Origin of the sequence: Variovorax sp. CAN15 (assembly GCF_030462475.1) — a bacterium.
GTDB lineage: Bacteria > Pseudomonadota > Gammaproteobacteria > Burkholderiales > Burkholderiaceae_C > Variovorax.
Window position 1 is genome coordinate 98,616 of record NZ_JASMRZ010000013.1, and the last position, 17,073, is coordinate 115,688.

General features: G+C 66.7%; 17 protein-coding genes and 1 riboswitch. Of the genes, 13 read left to right on the plus strand and 4 right to left on the minus strand.

The window, feature by feature from the left end:
- Positions 1 to 133: 133 nt before the first annotated feature.
- Positions 134 to 373 carry a hypothetical protein gene (locus QMO14_RS12235; RefSeq protein ID WP_301507480.1) on the minus strand — a complete coding sequence of 80 codons (240 nt, stop codon included), beginning with the start codon at positions 371 to 373 and terminating at the stop codon, positions 134 to 136.
- Positions 374 to 718: 345 nt separating this feature from the next.
- On the opposite strand from QMO14_RS12235, the gene QMO14_RS12240 reads away from it, so the two are divergent.
- Complete coding sequence (locus QMO14_RS12240; protein ID WP_301507481.1) at positions 719 to 2,185, plus strand: PLP-dependent aminotransferase family protein; 1,467 nt, start codon at positions 719 to 721, stop codon at positions 2,183 to 2,185.
- A 305-nt stretch (positions 2,186 to 2,490) separates the two neighbouring features.
- Here the strand turns inward: QMO14_RS12240 and QMO14_RS12245 are convergent, their stop codons facing one another.
- Positions 2,491 to 2,760, minus strand: a complete 270-nt coding sequence (locus QMO14_RS12245; protein ID WP_301507482.1) for a hypothetical protein — start codon at positions 2,758 to 2,760, stop codon at positions 2,491 to 2,493.
- 511 nt (positions 2,761 to 3,271) lie between these two features.
- Here QMO14_RS12245 and QMO14_RS12250 point away from each other — a divergent pair.
- The 5 genes from QMO14_RS12250 to arsC all read left to right on the plus strand — a co-directional run bounded on the left by QMO14_RS12250 (position 3,272) and on the right by arsC (position 8,858).
- Positions 3,272 to 4,363 carry a crosslink repair DNA glycosylase YcaQ family protein gene (locus QMO14_RS12250; protein WP_301507483.1) on the plus strand — a complete coding sequence of 364 codons (1,092 nt, stop codon included), beginning with the start codon at positions 3,272 to 3,274 and terminating at the stop codon, positions 4,361 to 4,363.
- A gap of 278 nt (positions 4,364 to 4,641) precedes the next feature.
- On the plus strand, positions 4,642 to 6,840 hold the full coding sequence (locus QMO14_RS12255) for a TonB-dependent siderophore receptor (RefSeq protein WP_301507484.1): 2,199 nt from the start codon (positions 4,642 to 4,644) through the stop codon (positions 6,838 to 6,840).
- Positions 6,841 to 6,940: 100 nt separating this feature from the next.
- Positions 6,941 to 7,100, plus strand: a riboswitch (FMN riboswitch).
- A 107-nt stretch (positions 7,101 to 7,207) separates the two neighbouring features.
- A complete protein-coding gene (locus QMO14_RS12260; protein WP_301507485.1) occupies positions 7,208 to 7,720 on the plus strand; it encodes a 6,7-dimethyl-8-ribityllumazine synthase in 513 nt (170 codons plus the stop codon).
- Positions 7,721 to 7,760: 40 nt separating this feature from the next.
- Positions 7,761 to 8,447: a glutathione S-transferase family protein gene (locus QMO14_RS12265; RefSeq protein ID WP_301507486.1), complete on the plus strand. Its 687-nt coding sequence runs from the start codon at positions 7,761 to 7,763 to the stop codon at positions 8,445 to 8,447.
- Positions 8,448 to 8,477: 30 nt separating this feature from the next.
- Complete coding sequence (arsC, locus tag QMO14_RS12270; RefSeq protein ID WP_301507487.1) at positions 8,478 to 8,858, plus strand: arsenate reductase (glutaredoxin); 381 nt, start codon at positions 8,478 to 8,480, stop codon at positions 8,856 to 8,858.
- Between the two features lie 9 nt (positions 8,859 to 8,867).
- Here the strand turns inward: arsC and queG are convergent, their stop codons facing one another.
- Positions 8,868 to 9,941: a tRNA epoxyqueuosine(34) reductase QueG gene (gene queG, locus QMO14_RS12275; RefSeq protein WP_301507488.1), complete on the minus strand. Its 1,074-nt coding sequence runs from the start codon at positions 9,939 to 9,941 to the stop codon at positions 8,868 to 8,870.
- Here queG and tsaE point away from each other — a divergent pair.
- The 3 genes from tsaE to QMO14_RS12290 all read left to right on the plus strand — a co-directional run bounded on the left by tsaE (position 9,927) and on the right by QMO14_RS12290 (position 12,339).
- Positions 9,927 to 10,433 carry a tRNA (adenosine(37)-N6)-threonylcarbamoyltransferase complex ATPase subunit type 1 TsaE gene (tsaE, locus tag QMO14_RS12280; protein ID WP_301507489.1) on the plus strand — a complete coding sequence of 169 codons (507 nt, stop codon included), beginning with the start codon at positions 9,927 to 9,929 and terminating at the stop codon, positions 10,431 to 10,433. The two genes, queG and tsaE, sit on opposite strands and share 15 nt — an antisense overlap.
- Positions 10,430 to 11,899, plus strand: a complete 1,470-nt coding sequence (locus tag QMO14_RS12285; protein ID WP_301507490.1) for an N-acetylmuramoyl-L-alanine amidase — start codon at positions 10,430 to 10,432, stop codon at positions 11,897 to 11,899. Before tsaE ends, QMO14_RS12285 begins: the two co-directional genes overlap by 4 nt.
- A 152-nt stretch (positions 11,900 to 12,051) precedes the next feature.
- Positions 12,052 to 12,339: a glycine zipper domain-containing protein gene (locus QMO14_RS12290; RefSeq protein ID WP_093202247.1), complete on the plus strand. Its 288-nt coding sequence runs from the start codon at positions 12,052 to 12,054 to the stop codon at positions 12,337 to 12,339.
- Between the two features lie 76 nt (positions 12,340 to 12,415).
- On the opposite strand, the gene QMO14_RS12295 is transcribed toward QMO14_RS12290, so the two are convergent.
- Positions 12,416 to 13,087, minus strand: a complete 672-nt coding sequence (locus QMO14_RS12295; protein WP_301507491.1) for a DedA family protein — start codon at positions 13,085 to 13,087, stop codon at positions 12,416 to 12,418.
- A gap of 48 nt (positions 13,088 to 13,135) precedes the next feature.
- On the opposite strand from QMO14_RS12295, the gene QMO14_RS12300 reads away from it, so the two are divergent.
- The 4 genes from QMO14_RS12300 to QMO14_RS12315 all read left to right on the plus strand — a co-directional run.
- Entirely contained in the window at positions 13,136 to 13,633 is a 498-nt protein-coding gene (locus QMO14_RS12300; protein WP_301507492.1) for a GNAT family N-acetyltransferase, read from the plus strand.
- A 37-nt stretch (positions 13,634 to 13,670) separates the two neighbouring features.
- Complete coding sequence (gene mutL, locus QMO14_RS12305) at positions 13,671 to 15,578, plus strand: DNA mismatch repair endonuclease MutL (RefSeq protein ID WP_301507493.1); 1,908 nt, start codon at positions 13,671 to 13,673, stop codon at positions 15,576 to 15,578.
- Between the two features lie 214 nt (positions 15,579 to 15,792).
- Positions 15,793 to 16,767, plus strand: coding sequence for an alpha/beta hydrolase (locus QMO14_RS12310; protein ID WP_301507494.1), 975 nt, complete (start codon positions 15,793 to 15,795; stop codon positions 16,765 to 16,767).
- A 71-nt stretch (positions 16,768 to 16,838) separates the two neighbouring features.
- Positions 16,839 to 17,073, plus strand: a 235-nt coding sequence (locus tag QMO14_RS12315) for an isopentenyl transferase family protein (protein WP_301507495.1), incomplete at its 3' end; no start/stop codon positions are given.

Sequence of the window (17,073 nt, forward strand, 5' to 3'; positions counted from 1 at the left end):
TCTTGCTTCACCAAGGCTGCCGCTTCATTTATGTTCTGGCAGATGGCAACTTCGATAGCTCACCGATCCAGCGGATCGAGCGGGTCGTGCCGTCAGTCGCACCGTATCCAGGCTATCGACCGAAAACTTCCAATCACCGCATGGTCAGGTCCAGACCTATCCAATTGCAAAACTCAAAGGTGAGGAAGAGCACGAGGAACGCAGAAGCGACGAACGCCGAGCCCACCTTGATGGATGTCAGGACCACTGCAGCTGTCTTTTGATTCTTGTACTTCTGTCCCCGTTCGTAGTGCCACTTGACGGCCAAATACATGCCCACGCTGAGCACGAGAATCTTGAAAATAACAAAAGAGATAGGGATTGAATTCATCATTGAAAAGACATCAGGGGACAGACTGCGAAGTGCCCGAGTGCGGCGAGTAGCTCAATAGACCGATGAAGAAGCGGAAAGATTAATTAATCAATCCAACGCAACGGTAGCGGTCAGCTGAATGGGCGTCTGCAAGACGCGCCGAAAGGCGGAGCAGTCCGCCTGCACACAGAAGCACTCTCATCGTGCTGTCGAGTGTTCATCTTCCAGTCTGATACGTACAGAACCAGATCAGCTGAAAATCTCCGTATCAGATGCAAGGAGACCGGTAGTCGCGTCGGGCAGGCCGACGTCTGATATGACAATCTCGGGAGCGGTCCAGAACGCCCGTATCAGAAAGAGATGCCCATGAACCGCTACGAGAAGCTTGCCGACAACATCGCTCAGCGTATTCGCGCGGGTAGCCTGAAGGCGAACGATCGCCTTCCCTCCGTGCGCGAACTGAAGTCGCAAATGGGCATCAGCGCGTCCACCGTGTTCTCTGCCTACTACCTGCTGGAGGCGCAAGGGCTTGTCGAAGCCCGGCAGCGGTCGGGATACTTCGTTCGAGCGGGGGCGGAAATGCCGACCAATGAACTCGCGGCCAGCGAGCCTGTCCTCCGGTCCATGCCGGTCGACGTCTCGTCGCTTGTCTTTCAGGTCCTTGCGCAGGCTCGCGAGCGCGATATGGTCCCGCTCGGCTCGGCCTTTCCGTCGACAGAGCTGTTTCCCTTCGAACAACTTGCCGCCGGCCTGACGCGAGCGCTCAAGCGGATGGATCCTTGGCAGACCGTCGAAGATTTGTCACCAGGAAACGCCCAATTGCGCCATCAGATCTCCCTCCGATACGGCAGCGTCGGAATGGATGTTCCTGCGTCTGAACTGGTCATCACCAGCGGGGCGATGGAGGCCCTCAATCTTGCGCTCGAATCGGTGACGCAGCCGGGCGACGTCGTGGCGATCGAAACGCCAACCTTTTATGGTGCGTTGCAGGCACTGGAGCGGCGCGGTCTTCGCGCGGTCGAGGTCGAGACCCACCCGCGTACAGGCGTAGATCTCAGCTCTCTTGCTCGCGTGATCGACCAGCATCCGGTGAAGGCCTGCTGGTTCATGCCGACCTTCCAGAATCCAATGGGCTGCACCATGAGCGACGCAGCCAAAGAGCAACTGGTCAACATGCTCGCCACCCGCGCCATACCGCTGATCGAAGACGACGTGTACGGCGAGCTCGCGCATGGGGCTCGGAGACCGCCACCAGCCAAGGCCTGGGACCGGGCTGGCTGGGTGCTGCACTGCAGTTCCTTCTCGAAATCCCTGGCACCGGGATATCGCATCGGTTGGGTAGCGGGCGGTCGCTTTGCAGCCACTTTGGGTCGGAACAAGTTGATGAGCTCGCTGGCGACGGCACTCCCCTCGCAACTGGCGTTGCAGGAGTACCTCCAGCACAGGAGTTTTGATCGTCACCTGCGCGCCCTGCGGCATTCGCTCAGCCGCCAGCAGGCTGCATGCTTGCGACTTATCGATCGATACTTTCCGACTGGAACGCGGGTCACGCGCCCCGAAGGCGGCTATTTCCTGTGGCTCGCGCTGCCAGAAGGCGTCGACTCGCTCGCACTGCACCAGGACGCTCTTCAGCTCGGCATAGGCGTAGCGCCAGGACATTTGTTTTCAGCCGACCGCCGATACACCCGGCACCTGCGCATCAACTACGGGCATCTCGGCGACCCGCGCCTGGAAGGGGCCATAAGAAATCTAGGAGAACTCGCCAACGCGCAGCTTAAATCTACAACCGGAAAATCGGGGCCGATCTTCGAGGAACGGTCGTCGAGACCCTAGTTGGCGTCAATGCAGGTCGAGGTCCGCTGCCTTCGACTGGCTCTCAACGTCAAGCGCGCCGCTTCCGATCGGGTGAGGATGCGATATCAGTTCCTGCCCGACTGCAACTTGTCGCTCAATCATCGCGAAAGCTCAAGGGAACCTTGACAGCAGCGCTACAAAGCGGTGGCTCGCATCTTCCGCAAACGATCGGCCTGGAACACATAGCAGCCATAGAGCTTTACCCCGCATATTCAAGCGACCCGAATTCCCTCATCAGGAAGCCTTCACGCAGGCCGCGAAATCCGCGGCCCGCAGACCAGCCGCTAACCGCCGGTCTCAGGCACCTCACGCCGCGCCTTCTCGCTCATCTGAAACAACTCCCCCGCCTTCCGAGCCATCTCGGCCGCAAGCCAAAGCAGATTGTTCAGCTGCCGAGGCCCATCCCCGCTGCACCAGTCGATCTCTTCGCCGTGGCAGACCCACAGGAGGGCTTCGAGCTGAGTGAGGGTGGTTTCGAGAAGATCCGCCGGGTCTTGGGCGGTTTCTGCGGAAGCTACCGGCGTGCGAGGCCGGGCTATAGTCTTGGTAGCCATTTTTGTGCGTTCCTTCCAAGGTGTGTGCACGAACTTGGTTAGACGGCTGGGGTGCTGATAACACCCTGGCCGTCGCCTTTTGATACCTCGCATCTGCATCGCTGCTTTCGCACCGACGACCTGCCGCGAGGCAAGCAGCCTTCGAACATCTGGGTGGCTTGAGTGGGTGGCGCCTTTCTGGTCCCCTTGGTGGGGTATCGAGTGACAGGGGCATTCACTCTAGAGAAGAACCCGGCGAAGTAGCCGCTGCCACAGCACGAAGTCGCGCAGACTGCCAACAAATGCAGCTTCAGCAACGCGCCGTGCGCGAACCTCTTGAGCTCATGCCGCAGTAGCGCTGAACGCTCACGCCGATGGGGTGCCTTGCGCAGCGAAATCAAGGAGGAGGCCGAAGGCCGGGGGACATTCGCGGAGCAAGGTACCCCGTCGGCGTGAGCGCGCCCTGAACGACGAGGAACGCACAACCCAGCAGTGCGAAGCGAAAGTCCGCCGCCTGTGCTGCAATCCCCCGATGCCTGCCCCGACCCTCGACGATCTGCGCCGCTACGCAGTGGCGCGCACCCTCTTCAAGCCAACGACACTGCCCGCTGCAATCCGCCGCCTCGGCTTCGTGCAGGCCGACCCGATCCGAGCCCCGGCACGCGCGCAAGACCTGACGCTGCGCCACCGCGTGAAGGACTATCGCGCGGGCGATCTGGAAAGCCGCTACACGCGCCTCGCCATCGAGGAAGACTGCCTCGTCAACTACGGCTTCCTGCCGCGCGAGCATCTGGCGCTGATGCATCCGCGCGAGGCCAAGCGCGCATGGGACGCCGACACGCGGCGCAAGGCGGCCGACGTGCTCGCCTACGTGAGGGAGCATGGTCCGGTGCATCCGCGCCAGGTCGAACTGCACTTCGCACACGGCCGCGTCAAGAACTACTGGGGCGGCTCCAGCAACGCGACTACGCATCTGCTCGACGGCATGCACTACCGCGGCATGTTGCGCGTGGTGCGGCGCGACAGCGGCACGCGCGTCTACGAGGCGGTGACGCATGCGCCGGCGGACGACAGCCCCGCCGGGCGCGCGCGCCGCGCGGCGGCGCTCATCGAACTGGTGGTGCGCAAGTACGCGCCGCTGCCGGCCTCCAGCCTGACGTATCTCGTGCGGCTGCTCGGCTACGGCGCGCCGCATCTCTCGGCGCAGACGCAGGCCGCACTGCGCATCGCGCGCGAGGAGCTCGCCAGCTGCAGCATCGAGGGCACCACCTGGTTCTGGCCCGCCGACGAGAACCCGGCCTCGCGCCGCCACGCGCCCGACGATGCGGTGCGCCTGCTCGCGCCCTTCGACCCTGTCGTGTGGGACCGCCGCCGCTTCGAGCTGCTCTGGGACTGGACCTACAAATTCGAGGCCTACACGCCCGCGCCCAAGCGCCAGTTCGGCTACTACGCGTTGCCGATGCTGTGGCACGACCGCGTGATCGGCTGGGCCAACGTGAGCGCCCCTGAAGGAAAGCTGCAGCCGGCCTTCGGCTTCGCCGACAGGAAGCCGCGCGATGCGGCCTTCCGCGCAGCGCTCGACGAAGAACTGCAGCGCATGACGCGGTTTCTGGCTGGGCGTTGATGCCTTTCTTCCTATAATCCGCCCGCTCAGCCAGCCGCCCGCAACGGGCGTGCAAGCCGTCTTCGAAGGAACGAAGACCGCAGCCGCAAAGGCTGCCCGCGACGACGCAACAAGAACCCATAAAACCCACCGGCCGCCAGCCCGAAGCGAGCCGCCGGTTTGCGCTCGTGCGGATCGAACCGAATCCATCGGATCAGAGACGAGAAGCCATGGCGCGCCCGCATCCGGCGCACGCCGCAGCCACTCCCCCCAAACGCAGGACACAGGAGAAGCTGCACATGACATCGAAGAAGCATCGCCGCCCGGCTTGGCGCCCCACCTGGCGCATTTCACACACCCGCCGAGCCACGCTCGCCGCAACCGCCGTGGCGCTGGGCGCCGCCGTGCCGGCCTACGCCCAGGAAAAGGACGAATCCGCAGAGACCCGCAAAGCCCTGCCGACCATCACCGTCACCGGTGACGCGGTCGAGAGCGCGACCGGCCCCGTGACCGGTTTCGTCGCCAGGCGCGGCGGCACCGCCACCAAGACCGACACGCCGCTGATCGAGACGCCGCAGGCCATCTCGGTGGTGACGCGCGACCAGATGGAAGCGCAGAGCGCGCTCACGCTGCGCGAGACCACCAACTACACCGCCGGCGTGGTGTCGAGCTACTTCGACAGCCGCGTCGACTCGTTCAAGGTGCGCGGCGGCGACGCCATCCAGTACCTCGACGGGCTGCAGCGCAGCTACGGCACCTACAACACCACGCGCGTGGATCCGTACATGCTGGAGCGCGTCGAGCTGCTGCGCGGGCCCTCTTCGGTGCTCTACGGCCAGGGCGGCATCGGCGGCGTGCTGAACCTGGTGTCGAAGCGGCCGCAGGCCGAGCGGCAGCGCGAGGTGCAGGTGCAGCTGGGCAGCCACAACCGCAAGCAGGTCGCGGCCGACTTCACCGGGCCGCTGGACACCGAGGGCAAGTGGCTCTACCGCCTTGTGGCGGTGAACCGCGACAGCGGCACGCAGGTCGACCATGTGCCAGACGACCGCATCCTGCTGGCGCCCTCGCTCACCTGGCGCCCGAATGCCGACACCTCGCTCACGCTGCAGGCGCTCTACCAGAAGGACAAGAGCGGCTCGCTGATCGGCTTCTTCCCGTGGCAGGGCACGCTGCTGCMGTCGCTGTACGGCCAGATTCCCACCTCGACCTTCACCGGCGAGCCGGGCTTCGACCGCTACGACACGCGCAACACCTCGCTGGGCTACCTGTTCAGCCACCGCTTCAACGACACCTGGACCTTCAGGCAGAACCTGCGCTCGACCGAGAGCAAGGTGGTCTACAACTCCTCGTACACCAGCTTCACGGCCAACCGGCTCACCGGCCGCCCGGCACGGCCGGTGTTCAACGCCGACCAGCGCACCATCGAGCGTGACCTGATCGTGCAGCTCAACGGCGGCAAGATGCTGCTGCTCGACAACCAGGCCGAGGCGCACTTCAAGACCGGCGCGGTGGAACACACGCTGCTCGTCGGCGCGGACTTCCAGCGCAACGAGACCTCGCAACTCACGGGACGCGGCCGCGCGGGTGCGCTGGACGTGTATGCGCCGGTGTACGGCAACTACGCGCCGCCCGCATTCCTCACGCGGCAGCCCGCGGTGCTGCAGAAGCAGGCCGGCATCTACGTGCAGGACCAGGTCAAGTACGGCCGCTGGATCGGCCTGCTCGGCCTGCGCCACGACAAGGCCACTACCGACACCGAAGGCCGCCCCGCGGTGGCGGTCGACGACAAGGCCACCACCAAGCGCGCCGGCCTCGTCTACCTGGCCGACGGCGGCTGGGCGCCGTACCTGAGCTATGCCGAGTCGTTCCTGCCGCTGGGCGGCGCGGACGTGAACAACACGCCCTTCAAGCCGCAGCGCGGCAAGCAGTGGGAGGCCGGCGTGAAGTGGGAGCCCGAAGGCCAGCGCACCTCCTTCATGGCGGCGGTGTACGACCTGCGCGACACCAACCGCAAGACCACCGACCCGACCAATCCGCTCAACAGCGTGCAGCTCGGCGAGGTGCACGTGAAGGGGCTGGAGCTCGAATACAAGGGCAGCATCGGCCGCGACTGGGACTGGGTCGCCTCCTACGCCTACACCGACGCGCGCGTCTCGCGCAGCACCGGCACCGATCTGGGCAAGCGCATCTCGGGCGTGCCGAAGCACACGGCATCTGCCTGGCTGATGCGGCGCTTCTCCATCGGCGGCGTGCCCGGCTTCTCGCTGGGCGGCGGGGTGCGCTACATCGGCAAGTCGTGGGACGGCATGGACGCCAACCCGGTGCCGGCGGTGACCCTGCTGGATGCGATGTTCGCCTGGGACAACGGCCCGCTGCGCCTGTCGCTCAACGTGGGCAACCTGACCGACAAGGTGCAGCTCACCACCTGCCTGGCGCGCGGCGACTGCTTCTACGGCCAGCGCCGTACCGTGACTGCGGCGGCCACATATCGCTTCTGAAGAAAATCCTTGCCCGGACGAAGGTCTGGCGCGGGGGCGACAGGCCGGCACCGCGGGTGCCACCTAGAATCGCCCCCCGCTGCGCGGTTCGCCGGGCGGCAAGCGTTCTCAGGGCGGGGCGAAATTCCCCACCGGCGGTGATGGCGGCTTAAAAACCGCACAAGCCCGCGAGCGCCTGGGGCTCGCAACGAGTTCCAGGGTCAGCAGATTCGGTGCGATTCCGAAGCCGACGGTCACAGTCCGGATGAAAGAGAGCGCGAAATGCGGGTCGGCCCGCGCGCTTCGCCATGCCGGCGAACGAGCGCGCGAGCGGGCTCGCTGTTTCGTGCGCCCTGATTCAGGAAACCTGCTTTCTCAGAGGCACACCATGAGTCAGATCAACGACCTTCCCCTTTCCGCCGTCACCGCGTCGGGTTCGCCGCGCGGCACGCGCATCGCATTCGTCGAGGCGCAATGGCATTCCGACATCGTCCACCAGGCGCGCGACGCCTTCCTCGAGGAGATGGACCGCCAGGGCGTGGCGCGCGATCTCATCGACATCTTCGACGTGCCCGGTGCCTTCGAGATCCCGCTGCACGCCAAGCGGCTCGCCAACTCCGGCAAGTACGCGGCCATCATCGGCTGCGCGCTGGTGGTGGACGGCGGCATCTACCGCCACGAGTTCGTGGCCAACACGGTGGTCAGCACGCTGATGTCGCTGCAGCTGGAGACCGACGTGCCGATCTTCTCGGCCGTGCTCACGCCGCACCACTTCCACGAGCATGTGGAGCACCGCAAGTACTTCCACCGCCACTTCGCGGTCAAGGGCACGGAAGTGGCCGAAGCCTGCGTGAAGACGCTGGAAGGGCTGAAGAAGGTGGACGCGCTTCTGGCCGCCTGACCTGCGTGACATCGGGGGCGGGCCTGCGTAACCTGCGCGGATGAGCACCTCATCCACCCCCGCCCGCGAAGACCGCTACACGCTCTACGGCGCCCCCGGCTCGGGCGCCACGCCCGTCCACGCCGCGCTCACGCTGATCGGCGCGCGGGTCGAGACCGTCGACATCGCCCCATGGGAGGGCGAGGCAGAGCGCGAGCGCGTCTCCACCGTCAACCCCATGCGGCAGGTGCCTGCGCTCGTGCTGCCTTCGGGCGAAGTGATGACCGAGAGCGCGGCCATCCTCATCTGGCTCGGCGACCGCTATCCGGAAGCCGGGCTCTGCCCTGCGCCCGACGACCCGCTGCGCGCACGCTACCTGCGCTGGATGGTCTACCTGCCAGCCGCCATCTACTCGATGTTCTGGGTGCGCGACGAGCCCTCGCGCCTGGTGCCGGACCCGGCCGCGCAGGCGGCGATGCTCGAGCGCACCGCCGAGCGCATCGCGCACTGCTGGCAGCTGATGGATTCACAGATCGACGAGCCCGCGCCCTACCTGCTCGGCGAGAAGATCAGCATGCTCGACCTGTACGTGACCGTGATGTCGCGCTGGACGCCGCGCCGCGGGCACTTCTACCGCGTGGCGCCGCGCATGGCGCGGGTGGTGCGCCGCGTGGATGCCGATCCGCGCCTGGCGGAGTTCTGGGCGGCGCGCTTTCCGTTCTCGACGGACGAAGCGCAGCAAAGCTGAGCTGCCTCCGGTTTTCCTATCATCGACGCCATGACCGCACGCACCCCGACCACCGCCTACCCGATGACGATCTACCACAAGCCCAACTGCAGCACGTCGCGCAACGTGCTGTCGTTGATCCGCGAAAGCGGCGTGGAGCCCGAGATCGTTCTCTATCTTGAAACACCGCCCTCGAAGAAGAAGCTGCGCGAGCTCTCGAAGGCCATGGGCATGGGCGCGCGCGAGCTGCTGCGCGCCAAGGAGGCTCCCTACGAGGAGCTGAACCTGGCCGACGCGAAGTGGAGCGACGACCAGATCTTCGACTTCATCGTCGAGCACCCGATCCTGCTGCAGCGGCCCATCGTGGTGTCGCCGCGCGGCACGCTGATGTGCCGGCCGTGGGAGCGCGTGCGCGAGATCCTGCCGGCCTGAAGCCGGGCCTCAGTCCACGGTCTCTTGCGCGAGGCCCCAGGCGACGTGCTCACGCACCAGTTCGCTCGGGTGCTCGGCCCGCGTCGCCAGCGCTTCCTTCGCGCCGCTCTCGCCCGAGCGCGCCGCATTGCCCAGCGCCACCGCGATGTTGCGCAGCCAGCGTTCGTGCCCGATGCGGCGGATCGGGCTGCCTTCGGTGCGGCGCAGGAAGTCCTGTTCGGTCCACGCGAACAGATCGGCCAGCGTGCGGCCGGTGAGTTCCTCGCGCGCGTCGAAGTCGGGCAGCGTGCTCTTCTTCGCGAACTTGTTCCAGGGGCAGATCAACTGGCAGTCGTCGCAGCCGTAGATGCGGTTGGCCATCAGCGGGCGCAGTTCGAGCGGGATCGGCCCGCTGTGCTCGATGGTGAGGTATGAGATGCAGCGCCGGGCATCGAGCCTCTTCGGTGCCACGATGGCCTGCGTCGGGCACACGTCGATGCAGGCGCTGCAGCTGCCGCAATGCGCGGTGACGGGCTCGCTCGGCGGCAGTTCCATGTCGACGTAGATCTCGCCCAGGAAGAACATCGAGCCCGCGTCGCGGTCGAGCACCAGCGTGTGCTTGCCGCGCCAGCCCTGGCCGCTGCGCGAGGCCAGCTCGGCCTCGAGCACCGGGGCCGAATCGGTGAAGGCGCGGTGGCCGAAGGGGCCGACCTCTTCGGCGATGCGCTCGGCCAGCCTGGCGAGCCGGTTGCGCAGCACCTTGTGATAGTCGCGACCCCGGGCGTAGACCGAGACGATGGCCTCGCCGGGCTGCTTCAGCCGGTCGAACTCGATGGCCTGCCACTCGGGCTCAGTGCTGCGCGGCAGGTAGTCCATGCGCGCGGTGATCACGCTGACCGTGCCCGGCACCAGCTCGGCCGGACGCGCGCGGCGCGTGCCGTGCGTTTCCATGTATTGCATCTCGCCATGGAACCCATGGGCCAGCCATTGCATCAGACCGGCCTCGGCGCTCGATAAATCGACGCCCGCGATTCCGATTTGGGAGAATCCGAGTTCCCTGGCCAAGGCCTGAATACGAACAACGAGTGGATGGCTGACGATCACTTGCCGATTGTAGAAACGCACAAGAGCACCCGCAGCCTGCGCTGGTGCAGCGAAGCCGACACCGAAGCCTTTGCGCAGGCGCTGGCCGCATCGCCCGCATTGCGCGACGCATTCATCGAGCTGCATGGCGACCTCGGCGCAGGCAAGACCACTTTCGTACGCCACCTTCTGCGCGCCCTGGGCATCGCCGGGCGCATCAAGAGCCCCACCTATGCCGTGGTCGAGCCCCACGAAGCGCCCGACGGGCTGCAGATCTTCCATTTCGACTTCTATCGCTTCGCCGATCCGCGCGAATGGGACGACGCCGGCTTTCGCGACATCTTCGCCGGGCCGGGCCTCAAGCTGGCCGAGTGGCCGGAGAACGCCGCGGGCCGTACGCCAATTGCCGACCTCGCTATTAAAATAGAAGCAATGACTGACGACACACGCAGCGTGAACCTCCTCGCGAACACCCCTCGCGGCAGCGATCTGCTGGCGCGCATCGCCGCATGAAGGCGGCCGGCCTGAAACGGCGCGTGCTGCTGCAGGGCGGCAGCATCGCGCTGATGCTCGGCGTGCACCAGATCGCGCGCGGAGCCACCATCCTCGCCGTGCGCGTATGGCCCGCAGCCGACTACACCCGCGTGACCATCGAGTCCGACGCACGCCTGAACTCGCAGCAGCTCGTAGTGGGCAGCCCGCCGCGGCTCGCGGTCGACATCGAAGGCATCGACCTCAACCCCGAGTTGCGCGAACTGGTCGGCAAGATCAAGCCGGGCGACCCGTACATCAACGGCCTGCGCGTGGGGCAGAACGCGCCGAAGGTGGTGCGCATCGTGTTCGACCTGAAGCAGGCCGTGGTGCCGCAGGTGTTCTCGCTCGCGCCCGTGGCCGCGTACAAGCACCGGCTGGTGCTCGACCTGTATCCCGAGCAGGCGATCGACCCGATGGAAGCGCTGATCGCCGAGCGCCTGCGCGATGCGCCGCGTGCTTCGAGTGGCGGCTCCGCTGTCGCCGGCGTCGTGCCGCCCCCCTCTGCCCCGGCTGCCGATCCGCTGGGAGACCTGATGGCGCAGCAGTCGATGCGCCCCGGCCCGCAGACGCCTCCGCCCGCCGTCGCGATCGCGCCCGGCCGCCCTTCGGCCCCGCCTCCTCCCGTGGTCGGCACCGCGCCCGTCAGGCCCGTCGCGCCGCCACCGCCGGTTGCGCCTGCGTCGCGAGGCCCCAGCAGCACCGCCACCGCCAGCCGCACCGACCGCATCATCATCGTGGCGCTCGACCCCGGCCATGGCGGCGAAGACCCGGGCGCCATCGGCCCCGCCGGCACGCGCGAGAAGGACATCGTGCTGCAGGTGGCCCACCGCCTGCGCGAGCGCATCAACGCGAGCAGCGTGAACGGCAGCCCGATGCGCGCCTTCCTCACGCGCGACGCCGACTTCTTCGTGCCGCTGGGCGTGCGCGTGCAGAAGGCGCGCCGCGTGCAGGCCGACCTGTTCGTGAGCATCCACGCCGACGCCTTCACCACGCCCGCCGCGCGCGGCGCCAGCGTGTTCGCGCTGAGCCAGAGCGGCGCATCGAGCAGCGCCGCGCGCTGGCTCGCCAACAAGGAGAACGACGCCGACCGCGTGGGCGGCGTGAACGTGGGCAACCACGAGGCGCAGGTGCAGCGCGCGCTGCTCGACATGAGCACCACCGCGCAGATCAACGACAGCCTGAAGCTCGGCGGCGCGATGCTCGGCGAGATCAAGGGGATCGGCGCGCGGCTGCACAAGGGCTCGGTCGAGCAGGCCGGCTTCGCGGTGCTGAAGGCGCCCGACATTCCGAGCGTGCTGGTGGAAACCGCCTTCATCAGCAACCCGGAAGAAGAAGCGAACCTGCGCCGCGTCGACTACCAGGAGAACCTGGCCGATGCGCTGATGCGCGGCATCCAGCGCTACTTCGCGCAGAACCCGCCGCTGGCGCGCAGCCGGCAGCTCTAGCCTTGCCGGCTCTGCCTGTAGAGCCAAAGCATGCACTCCCGTCCCACGCGGTACGCCCCGCGCGGCCGCACAGGCACGTGCGGCTGGTTCCTACACGGCGCACCGGGGTGCTTTGGACATGATGAGCCATCACTCATCGAAAGGTGGACATCATGAATACACGTCTCTGGATCGCTGCAGCCGCAGCCACTTCGGTCATGACCATTGCGGGCTGCGCGAGCGGTCCCAATCAGAACCTCGGGACCGGCGTGGGCGCCGTAGGCGGCGCACTGGTGGGCAATGCCATAGGCGGCAACACCGCGAGCACAGTGGGCGGCGCGGCCATCGGCGGCATCATCGGCAACCAGATCGGCCGCAATGCCGATGAACGCAACTATTACAACCAGCAACGCTATCCGCGCGGCAGCGGCTACTACCCGGGCAACGGGCCGAACTACTGATACACAGCCTGAACAACAGGCCTGAACGAAAAAGCGCGCTCCCGGCGCGCTTTTTCATTGGTTGGCGGATCGAAGATCAGGCCTGCGAAGCCTGCTGCGCCTCGCGCGCCTTCTCCGCCTTCGAGGCGCGCCACGCGCCATAGATAGCCAGCAGCCCCGGCACGAAGATCAGCGCCCAGATGATCTTGTCGAGATGCTGGCGCACGAACGGCAGGTTGCCGAAGAAGTAGCCGGCAGTGGCGATGCCCAGCACCCATATGAGGGCGCCCACCACGTTGAACATCGTGAACTTCGCGCGGCTCATCTCGGCCACGCCGGCCACGAAGGGCGCGAAGGTGCGGATGAAGGGCATGAAGCGCGCAAGGATGATGGTGATGCCGCCATAGCGCTCGTAGAAGGCATGCGCCTGGTCGAAGGCCTTGCGGTTGAAGAAGCGCGAGTTTTCCCACTGGAACACCTTCGGCCCGAAGTAGCGGCCGATGGAGTAGTTGCACTGGTCACCCAGAATGGCGGCGGCAATCAGTATTCCGCAGGCCAGCGGATAGTTCATGAGCCCCGCGCCGCATAGCGCACCGACGATGAAGAGCAGCGAGTCGCCCGGCAGGAACGGCATCACCACCGCACCGGTTTCCACGAAGACGATGAGGAACAACAAGGCATAGACCCAGGGGCCGTAGGCGATGACGAAAGCCTCGAGGTGCTTGTCGACGTGAAGGATGAAGTCGACGAGAAAGCTGATGATTTCCATGGGCGCGGATTATCCTTGCTCGACCCGACGCCCTTCGTGAATCACCCCATGCTGCACATACGCGCCGCCACAGATGCGGACTGGCCCGCCATCTGGTCCGTCCTCGAACCCACCTTCCGACGCGCAGACACCTACACCTTCGCGACCGATGTCTCAGAAGTCGAGGCACGCCATGCGTGGATGGACGTGCCCGCCGCGACCTTCGTGGCCTGCAACGACCAGGGCGCGGTGCTCGGCACCTACGTCATCAAGGCCAACCAGCCCGGCCAGGGCTCGCACGTAAGCAATTGCGGTTACGTCGTGTCCGATACGGCGCGCGGCATGGGCGTCGCATCGGCCTTGTGCGAACACTCGCAGCAGGAAGCCGTGCGCATGGGCTTTCGCGCGATGCAGTTCAACTTCGTGGTGTCGACCAACGAAGGCGCGGTGCACCTGTGGCGCAAGATGGGCTTCGAGATCGTCGGCACGCTTCCCGGCGCGTTCAGGCATCCGCGGCATGGCTTCGTGGATGCGTATGTCATGTTCAAGCAGCTGCAGCAGCCCTGAACAGGCGCCCTGGATTCACCGCTTCTAGAATGCCCCGGTGAGCGCCCTCCCCACTTCCATCTCCCCCGCACAACGCCGCCCGATCCGCGAACTGCCCGACGAGCTGATCAGCCAGATCGCAGCCGGTGAAGTCGTCGAGCGGCCGGCCTCGGTGGTGCGCGAGCTGCTGGACAACGCGCTGGACGCGGGCGCCGGCCAGATCACGGTGCGGCTGGCCTCGGGCGGTGTGCGGCTGATCTCCGTGGAAGACGACGGCCTGGGCATTCCGCGCGAGGAACTCACGGTGGCGCTGCGCCGCCATGCGACCAGCAAGATCGCCAGTCTCGACGATCTTGAAACGGTCGGCACGATGGGTTTTCGCGGCGAGGCGCTGGCGGCGATCAATGCGATTGCCGAGCTCAGCATTCTTTCGCGCTTCGCCGGCTCCGACTCGGCCTTCGCGCTCGACGGGCGCACCGGCGAGCTGCGGCCGGTGGCCCGCTCCACCGGTACGACGGTCGAGGTGCGCGAGCTGTTCTTCGCCACCCCCGCGCGACGCAAGTTCTTGAAGACCGACGCCACCGAGCTGGCCCATTGCATCGAGGCGGTGCGCCGCCATGCGCTGGCGCGTCCCGAGGTGGGTTTCTCGATCTGGCATGACGGCAAGCTGGTCGAGCAGTGGCGTGCCGCCGCCACGCGCGAGCAGCGGCTGGCCGATGCGCTGAGCGACGAGTTCGTGTCGCAGAGCGTGGCGGTCGAGCGCGAAGGCGGCGCGGTGCGCGTGGTCGGCCGCGCCGGCATTCCGGATGCGGCGCGCTCGCGTGGCGACCATCAGTTCTTCTACGTCAACGGCCGCTTCGTGCGCGACAAGGTGCTGTCGCACGCGGTGCGCAGCGCGTACGAAGACGTGCTGCATGGCCAGCGCCAGCCGGTGTATGCGCTGTACCTGGAGATCGATCCGTCGCGCGTCGACGTGAACGTGCATCCGACCAAGATCGAAGTGCGCTTTCGCGACGGGCGCGAGGTGCACCAGGCAGTGCGCCATGCCGTCGAAGACGCGCTGGCGGCCCCGCGTGCCGGCGACGCGACAGCGCCGGCGGGCGCGCCGCAGCCGTTCTTCAAGCAGGCAGCTCTGCCGTCGAATGCCAGCTGGGCACAGCCGGCCATGGATTTCACACCCCGCGAGCGCGGTACCGGCGATTTCGAGGCCATGTGGCCCCGGCGCAGCGAACAGCAGCAACAGGCTGCGCTGCATGCGGCGGAACCTTCCGCGCCGCCGCCATGGCCAGCGGCAAGCGCGGCGCCGGCCAGCTTCCAGGCGCCAAGCGGGCTGCCCCTGGCGCCGAGCCCCAGCGCGCAGTCCATCGCCAACAACGACGAAGCCTGGCCGCTCGGCCGGGCGCTGGCCCAGCTGCAGGGCGTCTACATCCTGGCCGAGAACAGCCAGGGCCTGGTGATCGTCGACATGCACGCCGCGCACGAGCGCATCGTCTACGAACGGCTCAAGACGCAGCTCGATGGAGCGTCCATCAGCAGCCAGCCGCTGCTGATTCCGGCCACCTTCGCGGCCACGCCGCAGGAAGTGGCCACGGCCGAGGCCTGCGCCGAGGTGCTGCCGACGCTGGGGCTGGAGATCACGCCCTTCTCGGCGCGCACGCTCGCGGTGCGTGCCGTGCCGGGAACGCTGGCCGACGGCGACCCGGTGGAGCTGGCGCGCAGCGTACTGGCCGAACTGGGCCAGCACGACGCCAGCACGGTGGTGCAACGCGCCCAGAACGAGCTGCTGTCCACCATGGCCTGCCACGGGGCTGTTCGGGCCAACCGCAAGCTCACCATCGACGAAATGAACGCGCTGCTGCGCCAGATGGAGGCCACGGAGCGTTCGGACCAGTGCAACCACGGCCGGCCGACCTGGCGCCAGCTTTCGGTGCGCGAGCTGGATTCGCTCTTCATGCGTGGCCGATAAACAGCGAAACACGGCCGATCCGCGGTTCTCGGACGTTTTTAGTTCTTTTTTCCAGGGTTTTCCTCAGTCGGCGAAGTCCCAGGCACATCCGTTGCATGTGCTCGGTAAAGTGCCGCCGAGCACTGTTTCAGGGAGTTACCTTGCTGCTGTGTCGGCGCATCAAGGTGAAAGCAGGTGAACTTTCGAGCCGACTCCGCTGTCCCTCAAACCCATGATGAAACGCTGGACCCTCCTCGCGTCTGTCTTCTCGCTGTGTGCCCTGCTCGCCGCCGGCTGCTCGACGCTCGACGAACAGCAACGCGAATGGATCTTCCAGCCCAGCGACCGCAGCTGGGGCAACACCGCCGCCATGGCCCGGGGCATGGAGGACGTGTGGATCGACTTCCAGTCCTCCATCACCGGCGAACCCGTCCGCCTGCATGGCCTGTGGCTCGGCAGCGCGCCCGAGACGACCGCCACGCCGGTGCTGCTGTACCTGCATGGCGCCCGTTACAACGTGGCCGGCTCGGCGCCGCGCATCCAGCGCATGCATGAGCTGGGCTTCTCGGTTCTGGCCATCGACTATCGCGGCTTCGGGAAGAGTTCCAAAGGCCTGCCATCGGAGGAGACGGCTCGCGAGGACGCCCGCGCCGCCTGGACCTGGCTGGCTGCGCGCCACCCCAGGCAGCACCGTTACATCTTCGGCCATTCGCTCGGCGGCGCCATCGGCATCGACCTGGCGGCACACGTGAACGACGAGAGCGGCACCATCGTCGAAAGCACCTTCACCTCCATCGCCGACGTCGCCAGCAGCTTCAAGTGGGGCTGGCTGCCCTTCGGCCCGTTCATCACGCAGCGCTTCGAGGCGATCAAGGCGGTCAAGGACATCGGCTCGCCCCTGCTGGTGGTGCATGGCACCGCCGACAGCCTCATCAACCCGACGCTGGGCCGCAAGCTGTACGACGCGGCCACCGGGCCCAAGATGTTCGTGCTGGTCGAGGGCGGTTCGCATCACAACACCAACTCGATCGGCGAGGCCCAATACCGCGCCGCCCTCACGCAGCTCTTTCGCATGAAGCCGGAGAACATGGTCGCCAGCAACGCCGCCGCGCGGCCGACACCGCGCCTCTCGCCGCCAGCGGCTTCGAGCCCGATCACCCCGCATGACGTGAGCGGCAAGGTGCAGCCGCCGGCACCCGCGGCCATCTGACGGCGCCGGCGCCAGTTGCCCGCCGCCCGGCACTCGGCCGGGCCCGCGCCATTTGCTACGCTCGGCGCACCATGCCTCCCAGTTCCGATGCGGCCGTGAAGGCCGTCACCCAGGCATCCCCGGATGCCGCGCCCCCCCCGATTTCACCGCGCTACATCGCGCTCGCAGGCCCCACCGCCTCGGGCAAGACGGCCGCCGCGCTGGCGCTCGCTCGCCTGCTGCCGCTCGAGATCGTTTCGGTCGACTCGGCACTGGTCTATCGCGGCATGGACATCGGTACCGCCAAGCCCACGCCCGCCGAGCAGA

Excerpts from the sequence above, each read along its gene's own strand:
- tsaE (WP_301507489.1), top strand. The coding sequence starts at position 9,927 with ATGGCTGACGATCACTTGCCGATTGTAGAAACGCACAAGAGCACCCGC.
- arsC (WP_301507487.1), top strand. The coding sequence starts at position 8,478 with ATGACCGCACGCACCCCGACCACCGCCTACCCGATGACGATCTACCAC.
- QMO14_RS12310 (WP_301507494.1), top strand. The coding sequence starts at position 15,793 with ATGAAACGCTGGACCCTCCTCGCGTCTGTCTTCTCGCTGTGTGCCCTG.
- QMO14_RS12290 (WP_093202247.1), top strand. The coding sequence starts at position 12,052 with ATGAATACACGTCTCTGGATCGCTGCAGCCGCAGCCACTTCGGTCATG.
- QMO14_RS12260 (WP_301507485.1), top strand. The coding sequence starts at position 7,208 with ATGAGTCAGATCAACGACCTTCCCCTTTCCGCCGTCACCGCGTCGGGT.
- QMO14_RS12235 (WP_301507480.1), bottom strand. The coding sequence starts at position 373 with ATGATGAATTCAATCCCTATCTCTTTTGTTATTTTCAAGATTCTCGTG.
- QMO14_RS12285 (WP_301507490.1), top strand. The coding sequence starts at position 10,430 with ATGAAGGCGGCCGGCCTGAAACGGCGCGTGCTGCTGCAGGGCGGCAGC.
- QMO14_RS12295 (WP_301507491.1), bottom strand. The coding sequence starts at position 13,087 with ATGGAAATCATCAGCTTTCTCGTCGACTTCATCCTTCACGTCGACAAG.
- QMO14_RS12245 (WP_301507482.1), bottom strand. The coding sequence starts at position 2,760 with ATGGCTACCAAGACTATAGCCCGGCCTCGCACGCCGGTAGCTTCCGCA.
- QMO14_RS12265 (WP_301507486.1), top strand. The coding sequence starts at position 7,761 with ATGAGCACCTCATCCACCCCCGCCCGCGAAGACCGCTACACGCTCTAC.
- QMO14_RS12250 (WP_301507483.1), top strand. The coding sequence starts at position 3,272 with ATGCCTGCCCCGACCCTCGACGATCTGCGCCGCTACGCAGTGGCGCGC.
- QMO14_RS12240 (WP_301507481.1), top strand. The coding sequence starts at position 719 with ATGAACCGCTACGAGAAGCTTGCCGACAACATCGCTCAGCGTATTCGC.
- QMO14_RS12300 (WP_301507492.1), top strand. The coding sequence starts at position 13,136 with ATGCTGCACATACGCGCCGCCACAGATGCGGACTGGCCCGCCATCTGG.